Raw genomic sequence first — 26,250 nt, 5'->3', positions numbered from 1 at the left:
GTGTTAGCGCACCAAGCCGGTCGCCTTGTTCTTTTTTTCAGTCGATGCGGGGCGGAGGCCCTTCATCGTTGCGCGGGATGGCCTGCCGAGCTGCTCGCTCGGAGATCTCCCGCGCGCGGTCGCGCAGATCGCGGCGCTCGCGCTCGCGGGCACGTCGTTCTGCCTTGCGGTTGCGCTGCTGGCCAGCGGCCGGGGATGGCATGGGTCAGTCCTCCGGGGCCACGCTGAAGACCGGCACGCCGCCGAAAAAGCGGTAGAACCAGGCCACCGGCACGCCGTCGCGCCGAATGGTCACGTCCTCGCCGGCAAGCACCTCCAGCGTCAATTCGCCCTGCAGCAGGGACACCGGCTGCCCGGGCAGCGTGCGGCAGTTGCCGTAGCACTGGTCTGCTGACATCCAGCCCGCTGTCTGGCTGTAGCCGAGCACGGTGCCGCCGGGGTTGGTGGCCGTGTAGGTGACGGGGTACGGCGTGGCCGGGGCGGTCATGAAGACCGCCCACAGCACCCCCTGGAGGGTGATTTCCAGCATCACACGCTCTTGCCGGTTCCGGCCGCGATTTCGGTCTTGCGCTGGCTGGAGAAGCTGGTGCCCAGCCAATACGCGCTGACCATGCCCAGCAGGCTCAGAATGGCCGTGATGATCTGCGTGCGCAGGCTGGCGTCGTAGACGGCGCGATTGAAGAACAGCATGTCCAGCAGGATCAGCACGACCATCAGCAAAAAGCCGACGCTCACCCAGAAGGCGGGATTGAGCCAGAACCCGGCAGCGCCTGGCTGCAGGTAGACGGCGTTGGCCTCACGCGCGCCAGCGATGCCCCCGCCCACCTCTTCGATCCGGAACCACTGCGACTCGATCGCGGTGCGCACGTCAGCCGCTGCCTGGGGGTCGGCCTTGATGGTCTCCAGCAGCTCTTGCTCGTTGCGCGCGCCGATGGCCTCCTTCGCGACAGAAACCACCAGCTCAGCGGCCTTGATGTTGCGTTCGGCAACTTCGCTGCCGGATGAAAAGAGCTTGCCCAGCTTGGGCACGAGATCTACCAATGCGGGCAGGACAGCAGCGATGAACGGGGCCATAGGCTCCTCCTTTTGGGTTGGGGTGATGGTGTCGGCCGCCAGCGCGGCCGGGTTGATGAGATCCAGCACGCTGGTGGCGGCTGCAGGCACATCTGGCGCGAAGGTGCCGCCGTGCGCTTCGTAGACCTTGCGGATCTGCGCCATGGTCTTGACGGGCTGGCCGTAGGGACTGCCAGGCAGGCTGGCCCATTCCTTGTTGCACTTGCGCACCGCTTCTTCGAAGCGGCCGGCGATCACGTCATCGAGCGCCTTGCGGCCCAGAATCAGCCCCACGGCGCCCAAATCCTGGTTCTTGGGGCTGAAGTCCGTGAATCCATACTGGGTGGCCACGCCGGTCCACGTCTGCAGCAGGTACTGGTAAGCGCCAGCTGCCGTGCTGGTGACCGTGAGGCCGCCCTTGAAAGTGGCTGTGCGCTTCTCTCCTGGGTGCTTGTCGAAGCTGTCGAACAGCTTGCCGCCGAACATGCGCCGGTAGCCGTCTTCGTCGGGCGTGCCCTCGCAGTAGCGCAGGGTGTCGAGGAAGGCCTGCACGTTGGAGTGCGTGAGCGCCTCGACCAGAACGATGGGATCTTTGGCGCTCATGGTGATGCAGGCGCCGGGTTGAGTGGTTTCAAGGAAAGCTCCTTTCGGGGTGGTTGCAGACGACAAAAAGCCCGCCGGTGTTGCCACGGGCGGGCGGGATGGATGATTGGGCGTGGGCTAGATCTCGATGCGCACGGGTGCGCGGGTGGGAGCCTGACCGGTGATCACGCCGGACTGAAAGAACACCCACTGGCCCACGGCCACGCCGGGCGGATTGCGCACATTCTGGGTGCCGCCACCAGGCTGGGCGACCTGCACAAGGCCGTCGCCCAGGTTCTCGACGATCTGCCCGGTGAGCAGGGGCGCAGGCCCCTGCAGGCCCTGCAGGCGCTTGAAAAGGATTGCGGCGTTCATGGCAGGTAGCGCTCCACTCTGAGGGATTGGCGAACGGTGGGCATGCCGGCCGTGATGGAGATGCTTCGCACCAAGCCGCGCCACACCTCGGATGGCTCGCTCACCTTGAGCAGGTAGCCGGGCAGGATCAACCCGGGGTTGGTGCCACCGGTCAACAGCGGAACCGTCATAGGGTGCATGTACCGCTTGCCCTGGGCTCCAAGGATGGCGCGCCCGCGCTCCTGCACCACGTCGACGTGCGTGAGGAGTGCATCGGTCACCTGTGGCGCCAGCAAAGCCTCGGCCGTGCCCAGGCGCACCACGTGGCCCCAAACGCCCTGCTCTTCCCCCATCAGGTGGACGGCCTCCCATGGTGGGTTGTGCGCGGCCTCCAATGCATCGGACGTGATGATGCGGCTGGGCATGTCCACGTTCGGCGTGGCCGTGGCCCATTGCCAGGGGAGATGCCGGTACCGCGATTCGAATTGCAGGCGGGGCAGCGTTCGGTGGCTGCGCACGACTGCACCGGCCGCCTCAGCGATGCGCATGGCCGCAGCGAGCGGGGTGCCTTGAAAGTTCCAGACCCCGGCCGGGATCAGCCAGTCCGGGATATCCCAGTCCACGCCCACACCCGTGGTGTCCAGCGCCTCAAGCACCAGCTGCTGGGCCGTGCGAGGCTCGGTGTTCGTCCACGTGCCTGCCGGCATGTACGGATCGCCCAGCAGCGAGGTAACGCTGCTGCCCCGGATCTGGGCGCCGCGCGAGCCGAAGCTGCGCGAGCGGCCTGGTGGGTCAATCGCAAAGATCCACTCGATGCCGTCGATCGTTACACGCACCTGGGCCGGCAAACCACCCACGGGTGCGAGCTGATCCATCAGGCTCATGGGCCCTGCCGCAGTCATGGTCCACCCAAAGCCTTCGTCTTCGGCCTCGATCGTGATGTTGTTGAGCGGCACCCGCTCATTTCCGGGCAGCAGCTCTGCCTTGATCGTATGGACTTGCATGTAGACCCTCAGAAGGGGGATGACGTATTGCGGCTCTTCGGGCTCTGGCCCAGGGCCATGGCGCTCGCAGATGAAGACCAAATTGGCTGGCATGCCGGTAATCGAGGGCTCCGAGAAAACCAGGAGCGCCGGCAGCTCGGGCAGGTAGCACGGGTCAATGGGCGGCTCTGGCGGCACAACCACGCTGCGCCCGGGCCTGGGGGGCCAGGCTTCCTGATAGCGGCCACCGAACACCCGGTGCAACGGCATGGCAACGCCCATGCCATCCACCCAACCCGCCGCCACGCGCTCGGCCTGCTGGAAGCCTTGGCGCACGATGGCGCGACGATCACGGTGCGCTTCCTGAAACCGCTGGCGCGCAGCCACCGGCATACGCACAGCCTCTTGGAACCGCTGCACTGTGCCGCGCTGCAGCTGCAGCGCAGTCTGAAAGTAGGAGCGAATTGGTGCGGCTCCCAGTCCCTGGGCCTTTTGGTAGGCGCTGGCCACCACTCGCTGCAGCTGCAGGGTGTCTTGCCAGGCCGAGCGCACGCCGACGGGCAGGGCCTGTCCTTCCTGCCAGCCAGAGTGCACACCCACTGGCATGGGCCCCGACTGCTGCCAGCGGCTGCGGATGGCCACCGGCAGGGGCTTTGCGTCTTGCCAGCCGCTGAGCGTTTGACCCACCGTGGGGCGCGACACGTTGACATCGTAGGCAACGGCCATGCGCCCGCGCATGCCAGAGAGCACGCGAGCGCCGGACACCACCAAGGCAACCCGCACAGACATGCGGCCACGCATGCCCGAGAGCCGGCCACCACCGCCGACAGCGACCGGCGGAATGCCCGGCCCGCTGCCATCCGCGCCGAAGACAAGATCGACGTGCCCCCCGCTGGTGGGGGGCTGGCTGAAGACAAGATCAGAGTCGGCCACATCGCACCCATCACAGGAAGGTCAACGCGCCGAGCAGCACCAGGCCGCCGGCCTGCAGCGTCGGGCTCTCATCGCCCGGCAGCGTGGTGCCGCCGATGATCTGGAAAAAGCCGTCGTGGTCGGGATCCGACGCGGTGCCGTCCACCACCAGCAGCCCGTCGCTGCGGTCCCAGCGTCCCCACAAGGGCACGCCGCTGATGAGCACCATGCCACCCTCGGGCGTGGCGGGGTGCAGCGTCATGACGCCATCGGAGAGAGTGGCGCACGGTTTGCCCAACACGATCTCGGCCATGGGGTCACCACCTGGCGCCCCCCCCACCGTGGGTTTGGTGGTGCCGTAGAAGCGGATGCGAGAGGGCCCGCTGGCGCCATCTGCGAAGACGATGGACGCGGCCAGCTGCGCGGCTGCGTGCTCGGGGCCAATCTCGGCGATCAGGTCGCTCATGGGGCCACCTCGGGTGTAAGGTTGTCCGCGATCACCGCCCGGTAGTCGTGGTTGTGGTCGCGCGCGGTGGCGCTGTACTTGTAGTCGAGCGAGAGGTCGGTGAACTCGTATGCCCCAGCCGAGTTGCTCCATGTCTCCCGGATGGCTAGGCTGTCAACGTCACGCTGCAGGCGCACGCGGGCGATTGCGGGGAAGTTGGCCGGAGTGCCTTTTTTGAACACGTTGCCGTAGATCCGCCCCGGGCCGCCGTGCACGAAGTCCCGCGATTTCAGGAGCTTGTGATCCACCGCAGCAAGTGGCAGAAACACCGTAGGGGCAACCAGCTCTACCGAAGTGGGCAGCATGTGCTGCACAGCGGGTTGAGGCCCAGGCAGGACCTCGTAAATTCTGGTGGTGGCTGCAACCAGACTCAGCCCTGCCAGTACAAACGCTGTCCACGGACCTGAGCCGCTGTTGGCCGCCTCCAACCGAATGCCGCTCGGCAAGTAGCTGGAAGAAGCTGCAAAGCGAATACTCAGCTTGGCGACGTCCACCCCCGCCCCTAGCGCGTATTGAATCCAGATGTCGGTGTCTCCGGCTGCAGTAGCCCACTCAGTGACGTCGTTTTTATCGAAAGCATTGCTCGCTGGGAACGAACCGCTGAAAGTGGAACTGGCAGAAGGTGTACCTCCGACCGACAAATCGGTGCCGCCTGCGCCCAGGAGAGTCATCTCCCCCAGTTGCACGTAGGTGCTGCCCGCGCCCAGCCCGCAACGCAACCTCCAGTGGGTGTACGTTGCCATGCTTACCGCCAAGGGCCCGTGATGTCGATCCAGCAGTAGCCTGACGTGCCGGCGGTCTCGGTAGTAGCAACGCCCTGCCGCACTGACACCAATACCCTGCCGTCAATTGCTATGCGGGTGCCGCGCGGGAAGCTGGTGCCGCCGCCAGTCAACGGTACGTAGGAGATGCCTGGGAACAAACCACGGGGCAGCACCACCGCATTGGCAATGGCTGCGCCCTCCGTGGCGTGTATCTTCGTCAACCGCAATTTACCGTCGATGGTGGGGAAAGAACCCCATTGCGTATCTACCCCAGAGACAGAGCTTTGCGCTCCCGACTGAGGTACACCCCAAGCCTGAATGGCGAGCCCAAGGCCAGTGTAGGAGCGCAGCAACCTGGCACCCGCTTGCGAGTTTCCGCCCTGCTGCCCCAAGGCCACACTACCGTAGGTCTGAGTTGCGTTATTTGAGGCCGCAATCCACACCGCGTAAGGGTCAACACTACGGTATGTGATCAAATCCCCGAAGTAGTAGGTGGGCTGGGACTGCACCGTGTTTACCGCCCCATAGCCAGGCGTCGGGCATAAGTAAAAGCCTCTGCTGTCTCCGAACAAATCCCAGGTGTTGGCCGTGCTGTTAGCAGCAGTGGACTTGACCCACCACGGAGTAGCCATGTCGGCTACGGCTGGGGCTGGATTGGTGCCGGTGCCGAAGGCCGACATGGTTTCGTACATTCGCACCGTTGCCGTGGTGGTGCCGGTGTCGGTCACCTGCAGGAACGCGCCCAATGTGGCGGGGTCCGTGCTGCGGTAGCACGCGATGTTGGTGCTGCTGTAAGTCTTTTCCCAATACGGCACCGGGGCCTGCTTGATCGTGATCGTGCCCGTTGCGGTCCCGTTGGCCACGGCTGTGGCGAAGGTCAGCGTAGTGGCCGTGGCACTGGTGATCTTCTGCTCGCCGTTCAGGTTCGCGAATCCAGTCATGCCACCGGCGACCCCGGCGATCAACTGCACCGAGTCCACCAGGTTGAGGTTCTTCACATCCGAAGCCACCGCGACCGTGGCCACGCCAGAGGAGACTGTGATCGTGCAAGCGCGCAGGCCGAAGCCAGTGATCAGGCAGGCGTCGAAAAGCGCGATCAGCGCGCCGGCCACGCCGTTCAGGACCGGTGCGCCCGGCATGCCTTCGTTGAAAAATTTGACCGAGGTATCGACTGGGGAAGTCATTTGTGTTTTCCTTTCGAGGCTGCTTTATGGGTTGCTTGGCTCGCGATCAACGTCGCCACGGCCGAGAATTTCGAACTCGTAATCAATGCCGGCCGCCGGGCCCATCTGCACGGTGCGGATGGCGGCGAAAGAGGCCTGCGCACCCACCGTGTGCAGAAAGTGCACGTTGTTCGGAATCCAGCCTTCGCCCCAAGCGGGCGGCATCGTGAAAAAGGGCACGCCCACATCGGGATTCATGGGAGCGAAGGTCGCATTCATGCTGTGGGTGCCGAGCGAGCCGGTGTACTCACCAAAGCATTCGAATGTGCTGCTGGTGCGCACGATGAAGGCATAGCGCTGCGTGACGGCGCCGGCATTGGTGACGGTGACGGTGCCGCTGTAGTTGGCCAACGCGGGCGAGCCCACGATGCCGTCTGTCCACACCTGGTTCCAGGTGGACTGGTCCCACATATTGGAGACACGGGCCTTGAGGTTGCCCGCCACCAGGGCACTGCTCACCACGCTGCCCACAGGGAAGTCGTGGGCGAGTTGCCCCACCAGGCCCAGCGTGCCGTCGATCTGCACATCGCCCACCCGGATCAGCTGCTCGATGCGGTGCTCATAGGTGACGGGCTGCGCCCAACCCGTGACGTCCACCACATTCAACGTGCCAGCATTGAGGTCCACGGTGTAACCGGTCTGGATCACCTGGCCATTACTGCCCTTGAGACGGATGCGGGATAAGCGCTCCCGGCCCATGTTGATGGTCTGCCCATTCGACGCGGTGGCGGGCCCGACGAAGCCAGAGTGACCGATGACGATGTGCCCACCCTTGCGCACCATCGGCACGCGGCCATCCTGGGGCAACCGCACCGGGTCGAGGCCCAGGATGTCCGCATCTATGGGCAGGTAGTAATAGGCCACCGAGTTGTAGCGCAGCGTGGTGGGATCCACGGGCCAGGGGCGCCAGATCTTGTCGGCCTGTACGGCGCCCACATCGTCGGCGTCGTACCACCACTCGGCTTTCTGCGCGGGGGTGAGGGAGCTGTCGAGCACGAAATCACCGAACTGGATCTCGGCCACGCCGGTCTGGTAGTCCAGGCGGCCCAGCATGTGGGCGCCGACCAGCAGGCCGTCAGGATCTGCGGTTGCGCTCAGCGAGTTGCCCACGGTGTCGGTCAGCACCATGACGAAGCCGCCAGGCGCGAGCGGCGCGGCCTGGGTGCGCATCATGATGGTGGCCGTCTTCCACGCCTGGCGGCGGGTCCACAGGCTGTCCAGCGTGAAGGCATCAGGGCTGCCGCTGACCACCCAGTCGGTCATGTGGGCCAGGCCCTGGGAATAGTCCATGGTGCCCGAGGCCACGCCCGGGCTGACGTCCGTGCGGCCCCGGTAGATCACGCCCTCGAAGTCGCGGTAGACGTGGCCCATCCAGGTGAACTGCACAGAGCCCGGCACCACGTAGTCGGCCGAGAGCGGGCACAGGTCGATGGTGAGCAGCGGGGGCGCAAAATTCTGGGTGTGCTCGTTCGTGACGGTGAACCCCGTGCTGTAGATCACGTACACGTTGCCGCCGGCCAGCAGTTCCTCGCTCACCGCAGCGGTGGTGTAGACGCCGCCCTTCGCACTGTCGCTGCCACCACCGCCCTGCCCCGAGCCGCCCAATTGCGCGAAGATCTCGGCGTTTTCGTAGTCGGTGCTGTAGCTCTGCGTGCGCGAGTCCTGCGAGGCCACGCGGACCTGCAGGGTCTTGGCGGTGTAGTTCACGACGCCGTGATAAGGGCCGAAGGTGCCGGCGCCGTTGTCGTGCAGCTCGTGCGCGATCAGGTCCTGTGTCTTGGACGTAGAGGCCCGGGTTACGTTGTGCACGGCCTTGGCGCCGCTGGTGCCAAAGGCCTGTTGGGTGGTGGTGTAGGTCATTTGGGTGGGTTCCTCAATCGCTGCGGAGAGCGTTGCCCGCAGGCATCCAGCTCTGCAGCTGGCCGTAGGCCACGTTCGTGGTGGAGCCGGGCACGACCGACGCAGGCGCGCTGGCGGTCGTGGTGACGACTTCGGCGGGCGTGGCCACGCCGCCCGAGTACGCCAGGCTGGGCTCTTTCTGCAGGTTGGTGCCGGCGTTGCTGCCCTCGGTCGCGGAGACCGTGCGCGTGGTGAGCCAGAGCACGACCATGGTCCCGGGTGTGGGCACCTGGGCGAGGGTCATGTTCACGAAGCCCGAGCCGTCGGGCGCGAGACCTGAGAAGGTCTCCACCTCGGTCTCGGAAAACTCGAATGCGATCTGGAACTCGGCGCCCGGGTCGGGCATGGCCGCGGGCCGGATGCGCAGGCGCCCGGTGGCGTACAGGATCTGGCCAGCGGCGTCGCCCGTGAGCCCCCCGGTGCCGTTGTCTGTGGCGCTCTTCGTGACGCCGCCAGAGAGCCAGGTCACAACCAGCGTGCCGGGCATCACCTCGTCGTGCTCGAGCACGATGTCGAACTCTGGCTTACGGAAGGTGGCGCCGCCCGAGCGGTTCGTGTAGCCGACCTTCTCGCCCCATTGGATGATCACGCTGGATCCAGCGTCGGGCATCTCCTGCAGGGTAATGGCCACGCTGCCGGTGGTGTAGATGATCTGGCCCGCGCCGGGCCCGGTGAAGCCCCCCAGGCCGTCGTCAACCACCGTGTACCAGTTGCCCAGGGCCATGTAGCTGATCACCACCGTGCCAGGGTGTGGCAGGGGCAGCAGCATGTCGGTGTAGCTGCGGCGGCGGTTCTCCTGGCCGATCTTGATGCGGCGTGAATGCGGGGCCGCCCCCACTTCGATGCGGCGCGGAGTCTCGGCCAGCACCATGCTGCGCATCGACGCCGGGCGCAGGTCGAGCGCGACCGTCTCGGTGCGCGCGCTGGGCACCAGCTGCGTGTAGACGCTGGCCACCTTGATGGACGCCGCACCCAGGTCGGCCGCGTGCGTCAGCGTGCTGGCGCCGTAGAAGGTGGCCGCATCGGCGACGGTGGTGTCGCGCACGATGGTGCGGGCCGACACGCGCGTGAACAGCCGATCAGGCGGGCTGCCTGGGAACGCAAAGCGCAGATCGTCGCTCAGCTCGCACTCCACCACATCGGCCAGGTAGTCAACGATGCCATTGCCCAGCGAGTAGCTGAAGGTGCGCGTTTCAACTTCCACCCGGTTGACCCGCACATACTGCCTGCGCTCCGTAGGCTGGTCTTCGTTGTAGACCAGCACCAGGGTGCGGCCGATGGCCGGCGTCACGCTGCCAGGGCGCTGGAAAAGCTGGATGCTGTTCTGCCCCACCACATGGTTTTCGAGCAGGTAGCCCGACCACTCCGAGGACTGGATCAGGTAGCTTTCGATGGCGTTCGCGATCTCGGTGCGGCGGGCGAACGGCGCGCACTTGGCCAGGGTGATGGAGACATTCGCATCGTTGGGCGGCTTGGACACGATGATCGTGCTGCCCAGGTAGGTGTCGGTGTTTGCGGTCTGTATGGCCAGATGCAGTTGCCGAATGGACACGTCGCCGTTCGAGCGGTTGAGTTCCGAGACATCGTTGAAGATGCCGTTGTCTCCCCCGTCAGCGATCACGGTGCCCGAAGGGCCACCGCCGCCGTTGGGCACGTCGTCCATCACCTTGGACGCGAGCAGCTTGACATCGCCTGCAAGAATTGTCATATGGGGTTTGCCTCAAGAAAGCGCAGCATCAAGCTGCAATAGAAATCGCCGTCTTCCATGTCGGAGTAATCGACCACCGGTGACATGGCCATGGCACGGGTTTCTTCCTCCCCGCCGTGGTCGAAGACGACGGTGAAAACCTCGCCTCGAAGGTCCAGCTCGAAAAGCTGCAAGGGCACCTTCGCCCAGGCCTTGAGCGCGATCAGCGTCGAGCGCTGGATCCACGCGCTGTTGCCGTCGCCGCTGAGCGTGATGGGCCTGCCGCCGCTGCGCACCATGGCTTCGAGGATCAGATGCCCCTCGATGCCGCGATCAGCGGACTGGGCCACGTCGGACCACGAGAATTCGTCGGACCACAGGAGGTCCTCGGGAAGCTCCAGTACGTCGGAGCCTTTGGTAAGGGTGATGGTCATGGGGTTACCTGCCAGTGCGGCGCTTGCCTTCTTCCAGCACCGACAGCACTTCGTCGGCCAAACCTTGCAGGTTCTGCTCGCCGACGCCGTTGGTGGGGACGGGGAACGACCGGCGGCCGATCCCGAGGTTGATGTTCACGATCCGGTCGCGCGCGGGCGCTGGAGCGCCCGACGAGACGCCACCGCCGGTCGATCTGCCTGAACGGGTGGCCGAGTCACCAGAGGGCGATGGCGCTGGGCTTGGAGCGGTGCGGGAGGGCGCTGTCTTGGCGCGCTCGGATTCGGCCTTGACTCGCGCCTTCTCGATCTCGCCCTCAACCCGCGCCAGTTCGTTCCGAATGTTCCGCTCTTGATCGAGGCTCTGCTGGCTGCGCGTCACGTTGCCGTAGCTCTTTTGGTAGTTGGCCAGCTGCCCACGCAGCTCCCAAGCCTTGCGCGTGTTCGGATCGTTCAGGGCTTCGGCGCCATAGCGCTTGACGATGTCCTGGTTGATGTCGGTCTCCATCACGGCCGCCTCGCGGACATCGCCGGACTTGCCGATCAGTTTTGAACCGTCTCCGACCACGTTGCGTTCGAGGATCTCCTGCAGAGGGCTCTTGCGGTCACCCTCGGGGGTGAGTTCCTGCGACAGCCGGTGGCGGTCGTAAATCTTCTGCAGGGCCTTGTTGTTGATCTCGGCAGCTGCGGTGGCAGCAGCGCCAGCGCCCTGGGCCGCATTGCCGACCGACTGCCACCCCTTGGTCATCGCGTCGGTATCACGCAGTGAGGATCTGCTGACGTCCCCTACTGCTTTCTCATACCCGCGAAGCACGCGCAGCTGCCTTTCGAGTTCCGCAACGCCAGCCGCTGTGGCTGCGGCCTGCTGCCGCTTCAGCTCGGCACTTTGACGCAGCAGCTGCATCTCTGCGGCCAGGGCCTCATTCCACTTGCCTTCTGCGATGGCGGCTTCGATCTTCTTGGCGGTCACGAGATCCATTGCGTCGGCCTCAGCGATGGACGCTGCGACCGTCAACTTCAGCATGGCGATCTCGATTTCCTTTTGCTTGATGCGGGCCTGCGAGGCCGCATAGTCGCGTCCCTCTGCGACGGCCTTTTGCTCAGCTGCACGAGCCAAGGCCATTGCCACGTCCAAGCCCGCACGCTCCAGCTGCATGGTGGATTGGGTCGCCGCACCTTTGCGCTGTTCGGCCGCTACTGCATCATTCAGCGCATCGGTGTAAACGCGCTGCGCCACCGCTGCCCGGCGCCTGGCATCCTCGACCTGCTGGTCTGTCGCAATGCCCTTCCTGCGGGCGTTCTCATAGGCCTGCTCGACAATCTGCGCTTGCTCCATGGCGAGGCGCAACTCAGCCACAGCAAGCGAGTTGTCTTTGTAGGATGCAACCGCCGCCCGGCGCTCGGCAGCATCGTTCTTTGCGGCCTGTGCTGCGGCGCGGGTGGTGGCGGCTTCCGCCGTCATGGCGTCTATCTTTTTTTGGATCTCTTCCAGCTCCAGGGCCCGTGCTTTCTGCTCTTCAGCGTTGCCGGCGATCAGGGCCTGTTTGGCGCCCAGTTCGGCCTGCAGTGTCGCGAGCTGTGCCTCGCGGGCGTCTGTAACTCGCTGCAGGGCTTCGGCGTTGCCATCAGCCGCCTGGGCTGCGGCATTGAGAGACTCAAGGTCGTTGCCGCGCAACTGGGCCAGTGCCACCAAGCTATCGCCTTCGATCTTGGCAGCGGCCGCGAGCTTGACCGAGTTGTTTGCCTGGCGCTCCTGGGCTGCGGCTACCTCGCCCAACCGCACACCCAACTGCACCCACTTGGAGCTGGCTTCCAAGCTTGCATCGCCTGCGATCTTCGTGGTGATGGCAAGGGCTGACTGTGCGGTGGAGTTCGATTGCGCAGCTGTACCGGCGGCGGTGTGCGCCAGAGCCGATTGCTGTACGCCAGTTGCACTGGCGGCAGCGCTCGCACCGGCTTGGGCAGCAGCGACTCCAACCCTACCCTGTGCCTGTGCAGCTGCGTCGGCCCCATTCACCAATATGCCGAAGGCGTCGGACAGGGCGCGCTGCCTGGCCGATGCGTCGTCAACGATCTTTCCCAATGCTTCGAGCGGATTGCTCAGCGTGGCAATCGCCCCCACCAGAACGCCTGCAGCCTTGGCAACGCCAAAGATCACCTCGGCGAACGCGGTGAGAGGGAGAACGACCGCCGCGACGACAACTCCCAGGGCCTTGAGAGCAAGCGTAAGCACCTGCATGAAGCCAGCATCGCCCACGTTCTGCGAAGCGAGGGTCAGGCTGTTCTTGAAGCGCTCCCAAGTGGTCGTGACACCGTCCGTTTCGCCCTTGAGCTGTTGGAGCGACTTCGACAGCGCGGGGAACAGATCCCGGGCGGCAAGCTTGCCCGACTCCACTAACTTGATCAGCTGCGCCTCGGTCAGGCCAAGACCCTGCGCCGCCAGTGACATCGCACCGGGGAGCGATTCGCCGAGCTGCTGACGCAGCTCTTCCATCGACACGGTGCCTTTGGCGGCCATCTGGCCCAGCGCCTGCAGCACCAGGCTGACGCGTTCACCGGAGAGTCCGAGCGATGCCCCGGCCTGCGTAACGCTGGCGAAGAGCGAGTTGGTCACCCCCAGCGGGATATTGGCTGCGTGCGTGGATGCCGCGAAGGACTTGAATGAGTCCGCAAGACCGCCTGCAGATACGCCAGCATCGTTCGCTGTCTTGCGAAGGAAGTCGATCTGGGTGGCAGTGACGTTGGCATCTTTATAGACCGCGTTCAAGCCACGGCGCATGCCTTCCAACTGCAAATTGGCCGCAAGGAAGTCGCGTCCCATCTCTGCGGCCTTGCTCCCGATCAGCCCGATCGCGTTGGCGATGAGGTTACCGCCGGCGATCTGCGCCAGGCCCCCGCGCAACAGGCCTGAGGCCTTGTCAGTGAGAGTCAGCTCGCCTTGCACGCCGCGCAGCTCGCGCTGCAGCTCTTTCAGCCGGTCGTTGCCCCCGGAAAGGGCTGTCTTGAGGGCATTGCCGGCCAACCCCGATTCGACCTCGACGGTCTGCAGTGCTGCCTTGACCTGGGCAATCTCTGCCCGCAGATCTGCGGCGCTGCGCACGCCAAGGGTAGAGAAGGCTGTTTGGATGCGCTGGCCTGCTGCGGCTGCAGCGGTTGCGGCTGTGTCCGCAGCGGCTTTGGTCGCGTTGAGCGCTTCGGCCTGTGCTCGGGCGCTGGCGGCTGCTGCCTCCTGCTGTTTGCTCAGCTCCAGCACCTTTGCGCGGGCCTGATCCATGCCTTGCGCGAGCGCCAGTTCCTCCTGGCGCAACTTCGCGGTGTCGACGCCCAGCTGCTGGGCTGCGATGCGCGCGGCATCGAGGGCGCGATTCTTTTCGCCGTAGGCAGCGGACAGACTCTTGGCCGAGGTGACCGACTGCTGGTAACTGGTCTCCAGTTCCTTTTCAGCCAGGGCCGCGCTACGGGTGCCGGCCTCAGCTGCCTTCAGCTCAGTTTTCTTTAGCGAGATGGTCGTGCGCAACTCGGCGATGCTGCTGCGCGCTTGCGCCACCGAGGCGCGGTACTCGTCGGTGCCACGTGCAGCACCTTCGTTGCCAGCGCGGAGGTCTACCAGCGCCTGGCGCATGGTCTTGAGGCTCGCTTGCGCTTCCACGACCTCGGTCCGCACGCGGCGCTCGGATTCGGCGAAACGCTCGGTCGCGGCGGCGGCGGCGGGCAGTTGGGCTCCCAGTTCCTCAACGCTGCGCGTTGCGCCGTCCAGTGCTTGGCTGACGTCTGCCACCTCGCGCTTGAGTGCGGCGAAGGACTGGGCGGCCTGATTGCGATCACTCAGTTCGCGAAGGGCTGCAGCTGCTGCAAGGGCGCCGGTTTTGACGTCACCGTCCAGCGTTTCACCCAGGGCATCCAACGACTTGGCCAGCGCTTCGACATTCGAACCCCCAATAGTCTGGGCTTCAATGTCGTACTTGATCTTTGGATCGGCCATTTATAGCTCTGGTGATGAACGGGTTGGTGTGATGCTTCGCATGGCGGGCGCCGTACAGACGTCTGTACGGCGCCGCCGATCAAGTGGTGGCGTTGGGCAGGCGGATTTCGTAGCCCTCGGTCTTGCCGGGTGGCGTAACGATCTTTCCGCTGAGCGTGATGGCCGAATAGTCGGAGCCCAGGAAGTCGAAGCCGTTGTTGGAGCCGAGCACACACTCCCACACGTCGGCTTCGACAGGCGAGCCATCGACCATGTTCTTGCCGTCGAAGAACATCTGGCAGCGCACCTGGGTGACCCGACCGCCGAGGATCTTTTTGCCGTTCACGGCCCCATACGCGCCAGTCAGCTTGAGCACCGCGGCGGCAGCTGGTCCATCGACAGCGGCCGACTTGAAGCGAACTTCGCCGCGCAGCCAGTTGACTTCGTAGTGGTCGTCCACGTCGTACTCGACGGTGTTCCCTGCATTCGTGAACTTGAAGCCTTCGTCCGAGACATTTCGTTTGGGCAGCGGCAACCATTTGTCCAGGGCGGTCACGGTGAAGTCCACGGCGGCCCAGGTGCCGCTACCCTGGGTAAGGTTTACCACCAGACCTTGGAACTGCATTGCCAGCGCCTGCACGCTCGCAGCGGACAATTCCACCGTGATTTCAGTGGGCTTAGGCAGCACCACGGAAGCGCGTGCCTGGCCGTAGTCCAGGTGCGAGCGCGATTCGCTCACCTTCTCTTCGAAGTTGGGTTTGATTTCGAACTTGTCGGCGTCGAACGGGTCGCCTTTGCCGGCGTAGGCAAGTGCAACGGTGTCCCAGATGTTGAAGGACACGAGGCCCCCGGCCAGAATGGCACGTGCTGTTGACATGATCATTTCCTTCTGAAATGCAAAAGGCCCGCACGGTGGCGGGCCCAGGGATAAAACAAATCGAACCGAAGGGCTACTTCGGCTCGCGGTAGTCGAGCGTGAACATGCCGAGCACCAGCCCGCCACCCACGTCGATGTTTTCAAGGCGGTAGTGCACCTCGCCTTCCAGCAGCCCGCGCCCCTCGATGCGAACCAATTGCTCAATGGCTGGCATCGAGGCCTTCACCACGCGCTTGGCGGCGCGGTAGTCGGCGTGCGCACCTTCGCGGGGCACAGTCGTCCGGTTGATCACCCCCACCGCGAAGGAATAGGTGCGCTTGGGCGACTGGCCTTCGTTGGAAATGGGCGTGTCGCGCTGGTCCTCGAAAAAGACGATGCGGCTTCCCTCCGACAGGGCCGAAGCCCGGGCAGGGTTGTCCAGTACCGCCACACCATCGAGGGCAGGATCTGCGCGCAGGGCGGCAACGATGGCCGCGCCGATGGCGAAGGGAGCGCCCTGGGGGCACGTGTCAGGCTTGAGGCTCATGGTGCTCAAACGCTGCCGAGCAGCGCCTCCATCTCGGCCCCATCGCCGACACGCATGGGCTTGTCGAGCACGCGGTAGCGCGCGCCCAGCGCCACGCCCAGGTCGGGGATCGCCACTGTGGCCATCAGCACGTCATCAGCAAGCACATCCGCAATGGATGGCATGCGCAGGACGCGTGCGGCTGCGATGGCGTGCCCGTCCAGGGCCTCCGCATCTGCGACGCCGAAGATGCCCACCACCACCTGGTCAGCGGCCGGGGGCCGCTGGCGCAGCCAGGTGGAGGCAAAGTCGGAGCCGTAGAAGACGGTGGACATGTCGTCGGTGAGGTCGAGCATGGTGCGTCAGGCCTGGGGTTCTGCGAGGCCGCCGGCTGGTGGCTGCTGCTGGGCACCCGCTTCCGCCAGCTTGCCGCCGTCGCCAGCGGACTGGTCGGACACGGACTTTTCAGCCTTGGGCCTTTCGGCCGAGATCGCGTCTGAACCGCGCAGCTTCTCGGCCTCGTCCTTCGACAGCTCGATGGTGGCACCGGGTTCGTACCGCTTCCCATCGTGCTTGATGGGCTCCTTTGCGATGTACTTTGGCATGATCAGGCCACCGCATCCTTGAACAGGAAGCCCGCCGAGGGGCCCGCAAACACGGGCTGGTAGGCGTCCGACGTGGGGTAGTACCACGTGTTGGTGTTGTCGTCGAAGTAGCCCTCTTCGACCATGGGGCGGCTGCTCAGCTGGTAGGTGTAGCCGTAGTTGGGGGCGCCCATTTCCTGCATGCTGGCGGGCGTGGTGAAGGCCAGGATGGCATCCTTACCCCACACGTCCTGGAACTGCGTGCCGTCATGGTAGACGGCCTCGCCTTCCACGATCTGCTGCAGCTCGAACAGTGCCTGGAGCTGCTGCAGGGTGGCGGGCGGACGATCTGACGCGGTGCTGAGGCGGTCCAGCACCTTGGGGTGGGTGCGCAGTGCTGTGAGCACCTTGGGGCCCAGCGTCAGCACGTTCGGCCGCTCGCCCGTCTTCGCGCGGATCACTTCCTTGCCGTCCATGATGTCGGTGAAGGGATCGCTGGCGGTGTTGCTCCACTGGCTGGTGCCGCTGAGCGTTTCCTTGTTGGCCGCGTCGTACTTGCTGGCGTCGCGAGCGAGCTTTGCAGCATCGTTCTCACGCTCCAGCGCCATGACGTTCTGGACCTGACGCACTGCGCCGGCCGCCAGGTCGATGCCGGGCACAGCGGCGGCCTCTTCCTGCAGCTCGACCGGCACGGATCCTTCCAGACGGTGATCCACCAAGGCAAACGGATCGCTTGCGTAGCCGTACTGCACACGCTTGGTGTTCGCGCCGGGGGCGCGCTTGGTATTCACCAGCCGGAAGTCATCGGTGCCGAACACGATGATTCGGCCTGCGCGCTGGCCCACGGAGACGATGGGGAACAGCACGTTCGCCACCGGGGCCTTGGGGCTGCGGTAGCCGCGCGCAACGGCGCTGAGGATGGGGTCAACGACGCGCGCCTGACCGGGGGTTGCTTGTGGCATTGAAATGCTCCTATGTTGTTACGGATGGGTGCGCGTCGATCAGGACGCTGCGGAGACCAGGCCGGCGCTTGGCACGAGCAGGATCTCGATGAAGCCGCCAGCGGCGGCTGCGGCTTCCATGGCCCGGCCCACGGGGGCCTTGCTGCCCACGGTGAGCGGCACCACGCGGCCGGTGGCATCGACCATGAGTGCGGCGTCGAGGGTGACGGCGGCGCCGGTCTCGACGACGGTGGTGCCCTGGACGTCCACGGGCACCAGGTCACCGGCTGCGCCGGCAGAGGTGCGCGTGACCCCGAAGGCTGCGGCGCCGGCTGCGGCATAGGCGCCGGCCTGGGTGATGAAGCGTGCCTGTGCGAGCGCGCCAGCTGCTGCCACCGTGAGGGTGAGCGTTGCGATATTGCCTGATGGCATGACGGGTACTCCTTGAAGTAAATGGGTTGTGGGAAGTGCCCGCGATCAGCTCGCGTAGCCCAATTCCTTGAGGGCCGCCACCAGGTCGATGCCCTTGGCCTTAGCGTGTGCCTGGGCTTCAGCGACCTGCTCGGCCTTGGTCTTTGCACCCTTGTCGGGCGGGGTGGCGCTGGCCCGGGCAGGGTTGGGCGCGTCGTCCTCGTGCGCTTTGATGGCAGCGGCGCGCGCATCGCCCTCGGCTTTCAGCACGGCCATGGACGCCTCGGGCGCCGTGGTCTTCCCGTCGAAGGCCATGGTGGAGAGCAGCTTGTCGTGCCCGGGGAGGTTCGCGCCCAGGGCCAGCACGGCCTGGATGCGATCGCGTTCCTGGGTTGCGCCCAGGGCGGAGAATTCGCCGCGCAGTTGGGCGAAGAGTGGCGCGTGGTCCTGCTCGAAAGACGCACGCGTGATTGGGGTCTTGGTGTCATCGGACATGACGGGTTCCTTTTCACGGGTTGGAGTTTTGTCTTTGGGCGCAGCACCGGCGCTTGGGGACGGAAGGGCCGCCACGGCGAACACAGCCTTGCGGCGCGATGCGAACGGGGCGGGGTCGGTGGCCATGCGTTCCACCAATGCGTCGAGGGTGGAAACACCGTCCACCAGCCCCGCATCAATGGCCTGCTGGCCTCGGAACACACGGCCATCGGCCATGCGGTCCAGAACTTGTTGTGATGTGGTGTCGCGGTAGCCGGCCACCGCGTCCACAAACAGCGAATACACGTAGTCCACATCGGCTTGAACGATGGTGCGGGCCTCTTCGCTCAGCGGCTCGTTGGACTTGACCAGGCGCTTGTAGCGGCCGGCCACGATACTTTCCTCGCGCGTCGCGCTGTTGGGGTTGAAGGTGCGGTCAATGACCACACCGATGCTGCCGGCCTGCACCGTTGGCCCGCTGATGTAGACCGCATTGGCTGCGCTGCCGATCCAGTAGCCCGCGCTGGCCAGCGCGCCATCGCTGTGGGTGACGATGGGTTTGATCTTCGCCAGCTCGTGTACAGCAGCGGCCATCTCAGGGGTGCCGATGACGCTACCGCCAGGGGTATCCAGGGCCAGGACCATGGAGCGCACCCGGGCGTCCACCACGGCGCTTTCGAGCTGCTTTGTCGCCATCTGGGTGCTGAGGCCGCCGCTGACCTGCATGAACAGGTTGGCCTTGGGAGCGATCACGCCAGACATGCGCAGCACGGCCACGCCGCCGGGCTCGACGGTGTAGGCCTGCTGCTCGCTGGAAAGGGGGCGGCCCAGACGGGCTTCCAGCGCCTGCAGGTCGATCTTGTCGCCACGCAGATGGGTGGCATAGATGGTCTGCAGCTCGCGCAGCTTGTCGGGGTCGATGGCCCAGGCGCCCGTAATGAGGTCGAGCAGTGTCATGGGTTGTTGCCTTTGGGTGGTTGGGGCTGGGAGCGCCCTCCAACGATGAATTCAAGGATGGAGAGCCGGTTTTCATGCCGGTTGTCCTGGCTCTGCAGGCCACGCAGTTCGGTGTAGGCCCAGCCAACCAGGCCGAGCGAGGACACTGCGACCGTGCCCACGAGCTTCCAGGTCCAGCTGTGCACCTTCAGCTCAGAGCTGATCTGCTTAATCGAGTCGGCGTGCTCGTCCGAGAGCTGGAACAGGCGCCGCTGGTTGGAGTCGAACGACACCAGGCGCTCTTGCAGAATGGCCGAGCTGTTGCTCAGCGTGTTCTGCTGCGCGCTCATGCCCTGAATCAGGCCTTCCATCTTGGAGAGATTGATCAGCAGGGTGTCCACGCGATCGGCCAGGATGGCGACCTGTTCGGCGGAGATGGTCTTTTCGGTCATGCGGGAACAGCCTCGCGGTTGTCGTCTTCACCTTCCGCTGGCGGCGTAGCGGCGTCATCGGGTTTGGTTTGTGGAGCTGCTGCGCCAGCCTTGGGGGTAGGCAGCATGTCGTCCTTTTTCAGCTTGGTTTGCTCGTTCAGCTTCTGGCCGTAGGTGTCGTTCCAGTCGGTGCCGAACAGCTCCCACTCGGCCCGCTCGCGCGTCATCAGCCGGTTTTCGATGGCGGCCACGTAGGCGGCCACTTCGTCCTTGGGGTTGATGGAGCCCATGGAGTCACCAGGCCAGGCGGCACGGGTGTAGGCCCAGCGCAGCAGCGGATCCGAGAAGTAGCCGATGGCGGGGACGCGGCCAATGGCCACCGCTTCGGTCAGCCAGGTTTCATAAACGGGCTGGCAGAAGCTGAGGCCCAGCCAGTTGCGCACGGTGCGGAAGTACACCCAGGCATCGAGCAGGGCCGCCTTGCTGGCGGAATAGCTGGCGTTGAATTGCTTGATCAGCAGTTCGTAGGGAATGCTCAGCGCCATGCCCATCTGCTTGATCACGGCCAGGATGAAGGGCTCGAAGTTGGGATTGGGACGGCCGGGGTCAACGAAGGTCGGCTTTTCGCCCGGGGCTAGGTCGATGACTGCGCCAGGGGCAAGACCGATCTCCTGGCCCAGATTGCCCGCGCCTGCGGAGTTGGCACCAAACACAGGGGCCGAGTTGGCGCTTGGCGTCTCGATGAATACGGTGAGGTAAGCCGTCACCACGGCCGCCATGATCTCGGCCTCGGTGTAGCGCGCGATCTGTTTGATGCTGTCGACGATGGGCGCCAGGTAGGGCACGCCCCGGGGCATGCCGGGCCGGAGCTTGCGGAAGTGGTGAAGCATGCGGCGCCGGCCGCTGCGGCCCACGAACTGCATCCAGTCGCCCTTCATGAATGCGCCCGCGCCCTGCCCTGGCAGGTAACCCCCTGGGTGCTGGTCATAGACGTAGCAGGACTCGGGTGCACCGCTGTCGTTCAGACGGATGCCGCCGCTGATTCGCGCCGTGTCCATCTGGCCCAAGGGGTTGCCGATGCGATCGGCCTCCAAAACCTGCAGGCGCAGTTTGTAGGGCATCAGGCGGGTGCGCTCACCATCGGGCATCAGGGTGAAGCAATCGCCGCTCTCCAGGGTGGAGCGCAGCACCAGGGCCTGCTGCTGGTAGAAGTTAAGAGTGTTCTCGATGTCGCACGCAGTGCTGTCAGCCCACAGGCTGAATTCAGGCTGCACCACCTTGGCCTTCCACTCGGCGGCCTGGTCGGCTGTCCAGCCCAGGATGGCCAGGTGTGGCTGTGCACTGAGGGCCAGACCGGTGCCCACCACGCGATCCACGTTGGTGTTGATCGCGCCCACGGCAATGGGGCTGGTGCGGGCCAGCTCGCGCGAGGCACCGCGCTGCGTGGGCAGCTGGCGCACGGTGTCGCTGCGCGCGTCGCGCGGGGTGCTGCGCCACCACCGGCCGCCTGCGCGGCTGGGGTCGGTGTAGCCGCCATCGCTGCCACCCATACTGGCCGATGCGGCGCCGTCCTGGGGCATCAGGGCCTGCAGCGAGTGGATGGCATCGAGGCGGGCGCGCGACAGCTCGCGTTTGGCCGCCCAGGCTGGCGCCACCGCTGCGATGGAGCGGTCAAGAATGTTCATGGGCATGGTCTCAGTAGGGGCGCAGGTACTTCACGCGCCGGCCACCGGGCTGGGTGGCGGTCTGCAGGCGGTCAATCTCGGCGCGGACTTCACGGATGCCGGCCTGCACCTGTTCCAGATCGGCGCGGCGATTGCGGCGGGCCGTGCCGCCCTGTCCTACGGAGTACTCTTGCGATTCGAGGATGCGCTTCTCCGAGGCAAGGTAGGTCGCCAAGCGCTCTTGCGCCTGCTGCAGCTGCTCGGCGCTCATGCGCGCACCCCGCGTGCCAGCATCGCGCCGAGGGCGCGATCAAACTCGGGCTGGAAGCGCTTGAGCACCACGCGCTGCACCACGCCAGTGAAGTCCAGGCGCTGGCTGTACGTGGGAGCGTCGGACGTGAAGACGAACAGGGCGCGCAGGCGCTTGCCCTCGCGGCGCCAGATCCCATCGGGCCGGTCGCCACCGAGTGGCTTGCCCACGAACAGATCGTTGGCGAGCTTCTTGCCCTTGCCGGTGCCACCACCGCGAATGTTCTTCAGGGCGGCCAGGATGGTGCGCACTTCCGCGCCCTTGACGTTGCCGGCGGCATCGAGCGACAGGCCCGCGCCAGGCATGGCGAACTGGTTGCTGCGCAGCACCCCCGCGTAGCGCATGGCGGCCTCGGCGCGCTTGTGCTTGCGGCCCCCGCCCTCGACCTGGGGCAGCAGGAAGTTTTCAGGCGCCACGCCGGCCGCCTGGTTCTTGACCATCACTCGGGCGGTGAGGGAATCCTTCGTGGCTGGCTCGATGCGCAGGGCATTGAGCGTGTAGGCCACCGGGCTCTGGAACTTGGTGCGCATCTCGTTTGGCACCTCGGTCTGGGCCGCGTACTGTGCCGTGCGCGTGAGCGCCGTGGCGGCGGCATAGGGCACGATGCGCGCGGGGATGGCGCGCACAGAAGCCGTCAGGTCGGACATGGATCCTGACTGGCGGATATTGAGCATCTGGTTTCCCCAAAAGAAAACCCCGGCACCTTGCGGATACCGGGGTTTTTAGCTTCACAACTGCGCTGCGAATGGTGAGTTTTTCAGGCTGGCGGAGTTTTGAGACCTACCTGAATTGGGGTCAATTTTGGGGCAAAGTGTGATGTGTTGGCGAGCTCTAAAGTGTGATCTCTGGAGGTCACAGAATAGGGTTTGACATAGCTCTATGTGCCCGTTACCCCAAAGCGTGATGCGGCATGCTTTGGCAGAATGTAAACGTCCTTGATCAGATGATCGACTACCTCCATCGCAAGTGCAAGCTGCTCGCTTGAGTGCGGCTTTACTTCATGCGCGGACTTGTTTCCCAGTGTTCTCACATGGTGAAGAATGATGGCCCCGTTTGGTGTAAGCACCTTCATCTCAGCTAGCTTGTCAATTTTCTCTTTCAGATCCCTACCAGACGCGCCCTTCTCTTTGCAGACGGTCTCTACGATTGCACGCATACCAATTCCTGCGAGCACCGGTAGGCCGCTGAGCAGAGCTACGTTCGTTTCGTGATAAATCGCTCTGAGTTTTTCTTCGAGAAGCCAGAGATCCATTTCCGCGATGCCCTTCCGACCTTCCAGCCGCGGGGGATAGACATCTGTCGAAGAGAAGTAGGTAGGCTTTCCATCAGTGTCGTGGTCCACTTCTTCAGAGGTGCTACGCCAAAGTCGGAAACATATGGAATCGCAACCACGACACCTAACAATGAAGTATTGGCGAGTTGACCAGTACCCAACTTCATCAATCTCCTCGGTATCTTTAACACTGCACAGAATGTCATGACTGGTTTGGCCGGTGCATCGATGGCACGCAACGGCGACGGATTCACCTTCAGGCGTGTCGACAATCATTTCTCGCATACGTGCCTCAAAAATTAATCTTTGACTTCACTATATGCTCTGATTCGGCCCTGCTCGCTGGCAATGTCACGTGAAGTGCGGAACACACGAGATCTGAAAGCCGCAAGAACCCGATGGAAGTGCTCGCGTGATATGCCCAATGCCGCTGCAGCTGACTTAATTGGTTTGATTCGATACACGTAATAGAGCGCGAATACGCGTTTGTCCAACGCATCAGGTTGACCGATGTACGCAAGGTGAAACGCAGCCAACTCAGCGCTGTTTGGGGCGTCAGGCCCTCCCGCCTGCAGCGGCCTCAATGATGACCCAGTAAGCTGTCCCAGGACGGATCTCAGTTCCGGCGCGGGGCTGTAGAAGCGCCTGGTGCGAGTCCATTCCACCCAGCGTTCGCACAGGTCGTCGAGGTCGCGCTGCTCGCCCTGCAGCTCTGGCGGGGTGTCATCGTCGCTGGCCGGGCCCGGTGCGGCCAGGCGCAGGGCTTCGGTGTCGTACTGGTTGGGATCGGTCATCATGAAATTCCTCGTGATCTGATGCGGCGTTGGGGTGGCGCGGGCACTGGCATGGGCGGCAGGGCCGGCGGCATGGGTGGGGGTACAGACGTCTGTACGGTCTGCGGGCGTGCTGATGCTGTCCGGGTTGGCTCACTTGGAGCTGTATGAAGGTCCGCAACAACCGAGACCGGCGCCGGTGGCGCGGGCGGCGGCTGCACAGGAGTGGCAGGGGCGAACAGGTCTGCAGTCTTGGGGATCAGCTTGTCGCGCAGCCGCTGCCAGTCGAGTGCAGACCACTTGTGCAGGCCCAGGCGGTAGGCCATGGCGAGGTTGTAAACGGAGAGGTCCAGCGGCTCGTTTCGCGCGCCGTTGGGCTTGATCCAGTCGCGCACGGCACGGCCCTTGACGTAGCGGGTTCTGGGCTGCTCGACCACCAGGCCCGCGAACCACTCGGGTGGCAGCTTGTCGTGGAAGCGCATGGCGCCCGGGCCCTCGGTGATGTGGAAGCGGTTGAACAGGTAGTCTTTGGCGACGTCGGTACCGACTTGCCAGCGCTCCACGCCCCCGGGGGTCTTGGTTCCGCCCCACTCGATGTCTACCTTGGTCGGTGAGTTGCTGATGATGGGGCGGTTGGGGCGCGTTGCCCCGCCCAGCACGGTGCAGCCCAGATGGACGCGGGCGGAGCCGTAGTTGTACACGTCCTGTGTGTTGGAGCCGCCCGCGTCGATGCCATCGGCGCTGATGTAGATGGCCCTGCCGCTGGCGTGCAGCAGGGGCGTTTTGCGGATCTGGTCCAGCTGCGCCCATACGCTGTTGGGATCCTCGGGCGAGTCTGATGGCGAGCCGGGCAGGGGGATGTAGTCGATCACCCAGTGCTGCATGCCCGGTCCCCATGCTTCGATCTGGGCCTCAAGCCGGTTGCCTTGGGTGTCAGTCGCCATGGTCACCACCAGGGCTTCGTCTGGGATGACGCGCGGGGGGTAGGCCTCGGCACGGTCCTGCAGTTGCTTGGCGGTGGTGCTGGACTCGCTGTTCTTGTAGCTCAAGCCCAGTCGGGTGTTGTAAAACACCTGCATGCCTTCGTGGTCGCCGCGCTTGAGGCGCTCTTTGGCTCGGGCGTACTGCCTGGCCAGCGACAGCCAGGTGATGGCGCCGATGGGCATGTAAAAGGCCGAGAGCGTGAAGCTGACGGTCTCGCCATCACCTGTCGAGGTTGGAACCCATCGCGCCAGGCCACCCATGCCCACGTCAGGCAGCAAGGTGGTCTTGTGGTGTTCGTCAATGTCGCAGCCGCAGCTGGGGCACGTGAACCACGCGCGGTCCATATAGCCGGTGTCTGGGTCGCGCTTGTAGTGGAAGTTCTCCAGCAGCAACTGGTGGAGATGGCCGCAGTGGGGGCAAGGGACGTGATACACCTCCTGCGTGCCCATGGCAAACAGGTCATCGATCTTGGAGAAGCCCTCGACGCTTGGGCTGCTGGTGTAAAAGAACTTGCAGTCGTTGGCGTACTGGGTGGCCCGGGCCTCGGCCAGCTCGACAGGGTCGCCTTCGTCATCGACGTTGAGTTCAAGGCGGTCGATCTCATCTACGTAGATGAACGGCGCGGACACTTCGGCCAGGTTGGCGGCCGAGCCGGCGGTGTTCATGTAGAGCGTGGCGTCGCCCAGGAAGTCTTTTGCCTGGACGGTGTTGCGGCTGTCGCGGCTTTTGACGGCAGCGACGCGCTCTCGCAGCGCGGGCACGTTGCGAATCATCGTGCTCACCCGGGCGCTGAATCGCTTGACCAGGGTGTCGGTGGGCTCCAGCGCCAGGATGTTGCGGGGTTTGCGATGGATCAGTGCACCGATCCAGTTCAAGGCAGTCTGCGTCTTGAACATCTGCGAGGCCACCTTCGCCACCACGCGCTTGCAGGGATCACCAGGTGACAGAACCTGGTGCACGCGGCGCGCGGGCGGACTGCGGTCGAAACGGAACGGGCCGGGCTGGGGGCCGCTCTTTGGCAAGACCATGAACTCTTCGGCCCATTCGTCCACGCGCAGCTCTGGGTCGGGGCGCGCGGCCTCGATGGCGGTGAGCAGCACCAGGTCGTAGCCGTCTGCCATATTCATGCGGCATCCTTTGGCGGCAGCATCCCTTGCAGCCGCTCCTCAAAGCCCTGCAGCGCCTTGCGCGTTTCCTCTGCGATCACGTGCTCAATGTCGCGCGCATCGCCCAGGCCGATGCACCTGGGGGCTGCGCGCTGGGCAATGGTCATCACCGCATCGCGGAATGCGCGCACCACGTCGAAGGTTCCGCGTTCGACCCTGGTCCGCTCGACCAGCAGACCTGCGTCTTTCAGGTTCGCCCGCTGTGCCATCTCGGCGTCAGCCTTTTCGCGGATGGTCCGGTAATCGGTGTATCCCGGTGAGGCTGTTCCGGCATCCGGGCCAGCGGGGCCGCCGGTTGCGATTTCGCCCTGGACCCTGCCTACCCCTTCCCCATCGCTGTTTGCGGCCCCGCTGCGCTTGCTGTCGGCCCGGGCGCGGGTGTTCTTCGCCCACTGGATGTCCGCTACTTCCGGGTCGATCTTGCCGTCGATGGTGCTGATCCGCCCCTCAGAGATGGCTTTGCGCACCGCCTTTTCATCGCAGCCACGGTGGCGCGCATAGGCGGCCTTGCTCAAAAGCTGCACGGCCATCGGACTATTTCCCCGCCTTCGGACCAAACACCGGACT

Annotated in this window: 27 protein-coding genes; all 27 read right to left on the bottom strand. The window is 64.8% G+C overall.

Translation table 11 applies throughout. The features are described 5' to 3' along the window. Positions 1-37: 37 nt before the first annotated feature. The 27 genes from ACSQ9E_RS01530 to ACSQ9E_RS01400 all read right to left on the bottom strand — a co-directional run bounded on the left by ACSQ9E_RS01530 (position 38) and on the right by ACSQ9E_RS01400 (position 26,213). A complete protein-coding gene (locus ACSQ9E_RS01530) occupies positions 38-202 on the bottom strand; it encodes a hypothetical protein (RefSeq protein WP_436216692.1) in 165 nt (54 codons plus the stop codon). 3 nt (positions 203-205) lie between these two features. Beyond that, positions 206-529: a hypothetical protein gene (locus ACSQ9E_RS01525; protein ID WP_436216691.1), complete on the bottom strand. Its 324-nt coding sequence runs from the start codon at positions 527-529 to the stop codon at positions 206-208. Next, positions 529-1,656 (bottom strand): glycoside hydrolase family 24 protein, encoded by a 1,128-nt coding sequence (locus ACSQ9E_RS01520; protein ID WP_436216690.1) that lies wholly within the window; start codon positions 1,654-1,656, stop codon positions 529-531. The genes ACSQ9E_RS01525 and ACSQ9E_RS01520 overlap by 1 nt, the downstream gene beginning before the upstream one ends. Before the next feature lie 117 nt (positions 1,657-1,773). After that, complete coding sequence (locus ACSQ9E_RS01515; protein ID WP_436216689.1) at positions 1,774-2,010, bottom strand: hypothetical protein; 237 nt, start codon at positions 2,008-2,010, stop codon at positions 1,774-1,776. After that, positions 2,007-3,905: a hypothetical protein gene (locus ACSQ9E_RS01510; RefSeq protein WP_436216688.1), complete on the bottom strand. Its 1,899-nt coding sequence runs from the start codon at positions 3,903-3,905 to the stop codon at positions 2,007-2,009. The genes ACSQ9E_RS01515 and ACSQ9E_RS01510 overlap by 4 nt, the downstream gene beginning before the upstream one ends. Positions 3,906-3,915: 10 nt before the next feature. Beyond that, positions 3,916-4,350 carry a hypothetical protein gene (locus tag ACSQ9E_RS01505; protein ID WP_436216687.1) on the bottom strand — a complete coding sequence of 145 codons (435 nt, stop codon included), beginning with the start codon at positions 4,348-4,350 and terminating at the stop codon, positions 3,916-3,918. Then, positions 4,347-5,132 carry a discoidin domain-containing protein gene (locus ACSQ9E_RS01500; protein WP_436216686.1) on the bottom strand — a complete coding sequence of 262 codons (786 nt, stop codon included), beginning with the start codon at positions 5,130-5,132 and terminating at the stop codon, positions 4,347-4,349. The genes ACSQ9E_RS01505 and ACSQ9E_RS01500 overlap by 4 nt, the downstream gene beginning before the upstream one ends. A 2-nt stretch (positions 5,133-5,134) precedes the next feature. After that, complete coding sequence (locus ACSQ9E_RS01495) at positions 5,135-6,337, bottom strand: hypothetical protein (protein WP_436216685.1); 1,203 nt, start codon at positions 6,335-6,337, stop codon at positions 5,135-5,137. 24 nt (positions 6,338-6,361) lie between these two features. After that, the gene (locus ACSQ9E_RS01490) at positions 6,362-8,236 is read right to left on the bottom strand and encodes a hypothetical protein (RefSeq protein WP_436216684.1); all 1,875 of its coding nucleotides are present in this window, start codon (positions 8,234-8,236) and stop codon (positions 6,362-6,364) included. A gap of 13 nt (positions 8,237-8,249) precedes the next feature. Beyond that, the gene (locus ACSQ9E_RS01485; RefSeq protein WP_436216683.1) at positions 8,250-9,983 is read right to left on the bottom strand and encodes a hypothetical protein; all 1,734 of its coding nucleotides are present in this window, start codon (positions 9,981-9,983) and stop codon (positions 8,250-8,252) included. After that, positions 9,980-10,396, bottom strand: a complete 417-nt coding sequence (locus ACSQ9E_RS01480) for a hypothetical protein (protein WP_436216682.1) — start codon at positions 10,394-10,396, stop codon at positions 9,980-9,982. Before ACSQ9E_RS01480 ends, ACSQ9E_RS01485 begins: the two co-directional genes overlap by 4 nt. A 4-nt stretch (positions 10,397-10,400) precedes the next feature. Continuing rightward, the gene (locus ACSQ9E_RS01475) at positions 10,401-14,375 is read right to left on the bottom strand and encodes a tape measure protein (protein ID WP_436216681.1); all 3,975 of its coding nucleotides are present in this window, start codon (positions 14,373-14,375) and stop codon (positions 10,401-10,403) included. A gap of 79 nt (positions 14,376-14,454) precedes the next feature. Further along, positions 14,455-15,231, bottom strand: a complete 777-nt coding sequence (locus tag ACSQ9E_RS01470) for a hypothetical protein (protein WP_436216680.1) — start codon at positions 15,229-15,231, stop codon at positions 14,455-14,457. 73 nt (positions 15,232-15,304) lie between these two features. Continuing rightward, on the bottom strand, positions 15,305-15,757 hold the full coding sequence (locus ACSQ9E_RS01465) for a hypothetical protein (protein ID WP_436216679.1): 453 nt from the start codon (positions 15,755-15,757) through the stop codon (positions 15,305-15,307). A 5-nt stretch (positions 15,758-15,762) separates the two neighbouring features. Continuing rightward, the gene (locus ACSQ9E_RS01460) at positions 15,763-16,092 is read right to left on the bottom strand and encodes a hypothetical protein (protein WP_436216678.1); all 330 of its coding nucleotides are present in this window, start codon (positions 16,090-16,092) and stop codon (positions 15,763-15,765) included. A gap of 6 nt (positions 16,093-16,098) precedes the next feature. Beyond that, positions 16,099-16,341: a DUF7210 family protein gene (locus ACSQ9E_RS01455; protein ID WP_436216677.1), complete on the bottom strand. Its 243-nt coding sequence runs from the start codon at positions 16,339-16,341 to the stop codon at positions 16,099-16,101. A gap of 2 nt (positions 16,342-16,343) precedes the next feature. Then, positions 16,344-17,282, bottom strand: coding sequence for a hypothetical protein (locus tag ACSQ9E_RS01450; RefSeq protein WP_436216676.1), 939 nt, complete (start codon positions 17,280-17,282; stop codon positions 16,344-16,346). A 39-nt stretch (positions 17,283-17,321) separates the two neighbouring features. After that, positions 17,322-17,693 (bottom strand): capsid cement protein, encoded by a 372-nt coding sequence (locus ACSQ9E_RS01445; protein WP_436216675.1) that lies wholly within the window; start codon positions 17,691-17,693, stop codon positions 17,322-17,324. Between the two features lie 45 nt (positions 17,694-17,738). After that, positions 17,739-19,103, bottom strand: a complete 1,365-nt coding sequence (locus tag ACSQ9E_RS01440; protein ID WP_436216674.1) for a S49 family peptidase — start codon at positions 19,101-19,103, stop codon at positions 17,739-17,741. Then, complete coding sequence (locus ACSQ9E_RS01435; protein ID WP_436216673.1) at positions 19,100-19,534, bottom strand: hypothetical protein; 435 nt, start codon at positions 19,532-19,534, stop codon at positions 19,100-19,102. The genes ACSQ9E_RS01440 and ACSQ9E_RS01435 overlap by 4 nt, the downstream gene beginning before the upstream one ends. Next, a complete protein-coding gene (locus tag ACSQ9E_RS01430) occupies positions 19,531-21,198 on the bottom strand; it encodes a phage portal protein (protein WP_436216672.1) in 1,668 nt (555 codons plus the stop codon). Before ACSQ9E_RS01430 ends, ACSQ9E_RS01435 begins: the two co-directional genes overlap by 4 nt. Before the next feature lie 10 nt (positions 21,199-21,208). Further along, the gene (locus ACSQ9E_RS01425; protein ID WP_436216671.1) at positions 21,209-21,448 is read right to left on the bottom strand and encodes a hypothetical protein; all 240 of its coding nucleotides are present in this window, start codon (positions 21,446-21,448) and stop codon (positions 21,209-21,211) included. Further along, a complete protein-coding gene (locus tag ACSQ9E_RS01420) occupies positions 21,445-22,134 on the bottom strand; it encodes a hypothetical protein (protein WP_436216670.1) in 690 nt (229 codons plus the stop codon). Before ACSQ9E_RS01420 ends, ACSQ9E_RS01425 begins: the two co-directional genes overlap by 4 nt. A 230-nt stretch (positions 22,135-22,364) precedes the next feature. Next, positions 22,365-23,036 (bottom strand): DUF4145 domain-containing protein, encoded by a 672-nt coding sequence (locus ACSQ9E_RS01415; RefSeq protein WP_436216669.1) that lies wholly within the window; start codon positions 23,034-23,036, stop codon positions 22,365-22,367. A 23-nt stretch (positions 23,037-23,059) separates the two neighbouring features. Further along, complete coding sequence (locus ACSQ9E_RS01410; protein ID WP_436216668.1) at positions 23,060-23,554, bottom strand: hypothetical protein; 495 nt, start codon at positions 23,552-23,554, stop codon at positions 23,060-23,062. Further along, positions 23,554-25,644, bottom strand: coding sequence for a phage terminase large subunit family protein (locus tag ACSQ9E_RS01405; protein WP_436216667.1), 2,091 nt, complete (start codon positions 25,642-25,644; stop codon positions 23,554-23,556). Before ACSQ9E_RS01405 ends, ACSQ9E_RS01410 begins: the two co-directional genes overlap by 1 nt. Next, the gene (locus ACSQ9E_RS01400; RefSeq protein ID WP_436216666.1) at positions 25,641-26,213 is read right to left on the bottom strand and encodes a hypothetical protein; all 573 of its coding nucleotides are present in this window, start codon (positions 26,211-26,213) and stop codon (positions 25,641-25,643) included. Before ACSQ9E_RS01400 ends, ACSQ9E_RS01405 begins: the two co-directional genes overlap by 4 nt. Positions 26,214-26,250: the final 37 nt, after the last annotated feature.

It is taken from the genome of Acidovorax sp. LjRoot118 (assembly GCF_964253575.1).
Taxonomy (GTDB): Bacteria; Pseudomonadota; Gammaproteobacteria; order Burkholderiales; family Burkholderiaceae_C; genus Acidovorax.
This window is presented reverse-complemented; position numbering and strand designations above follow the sequence as displayed.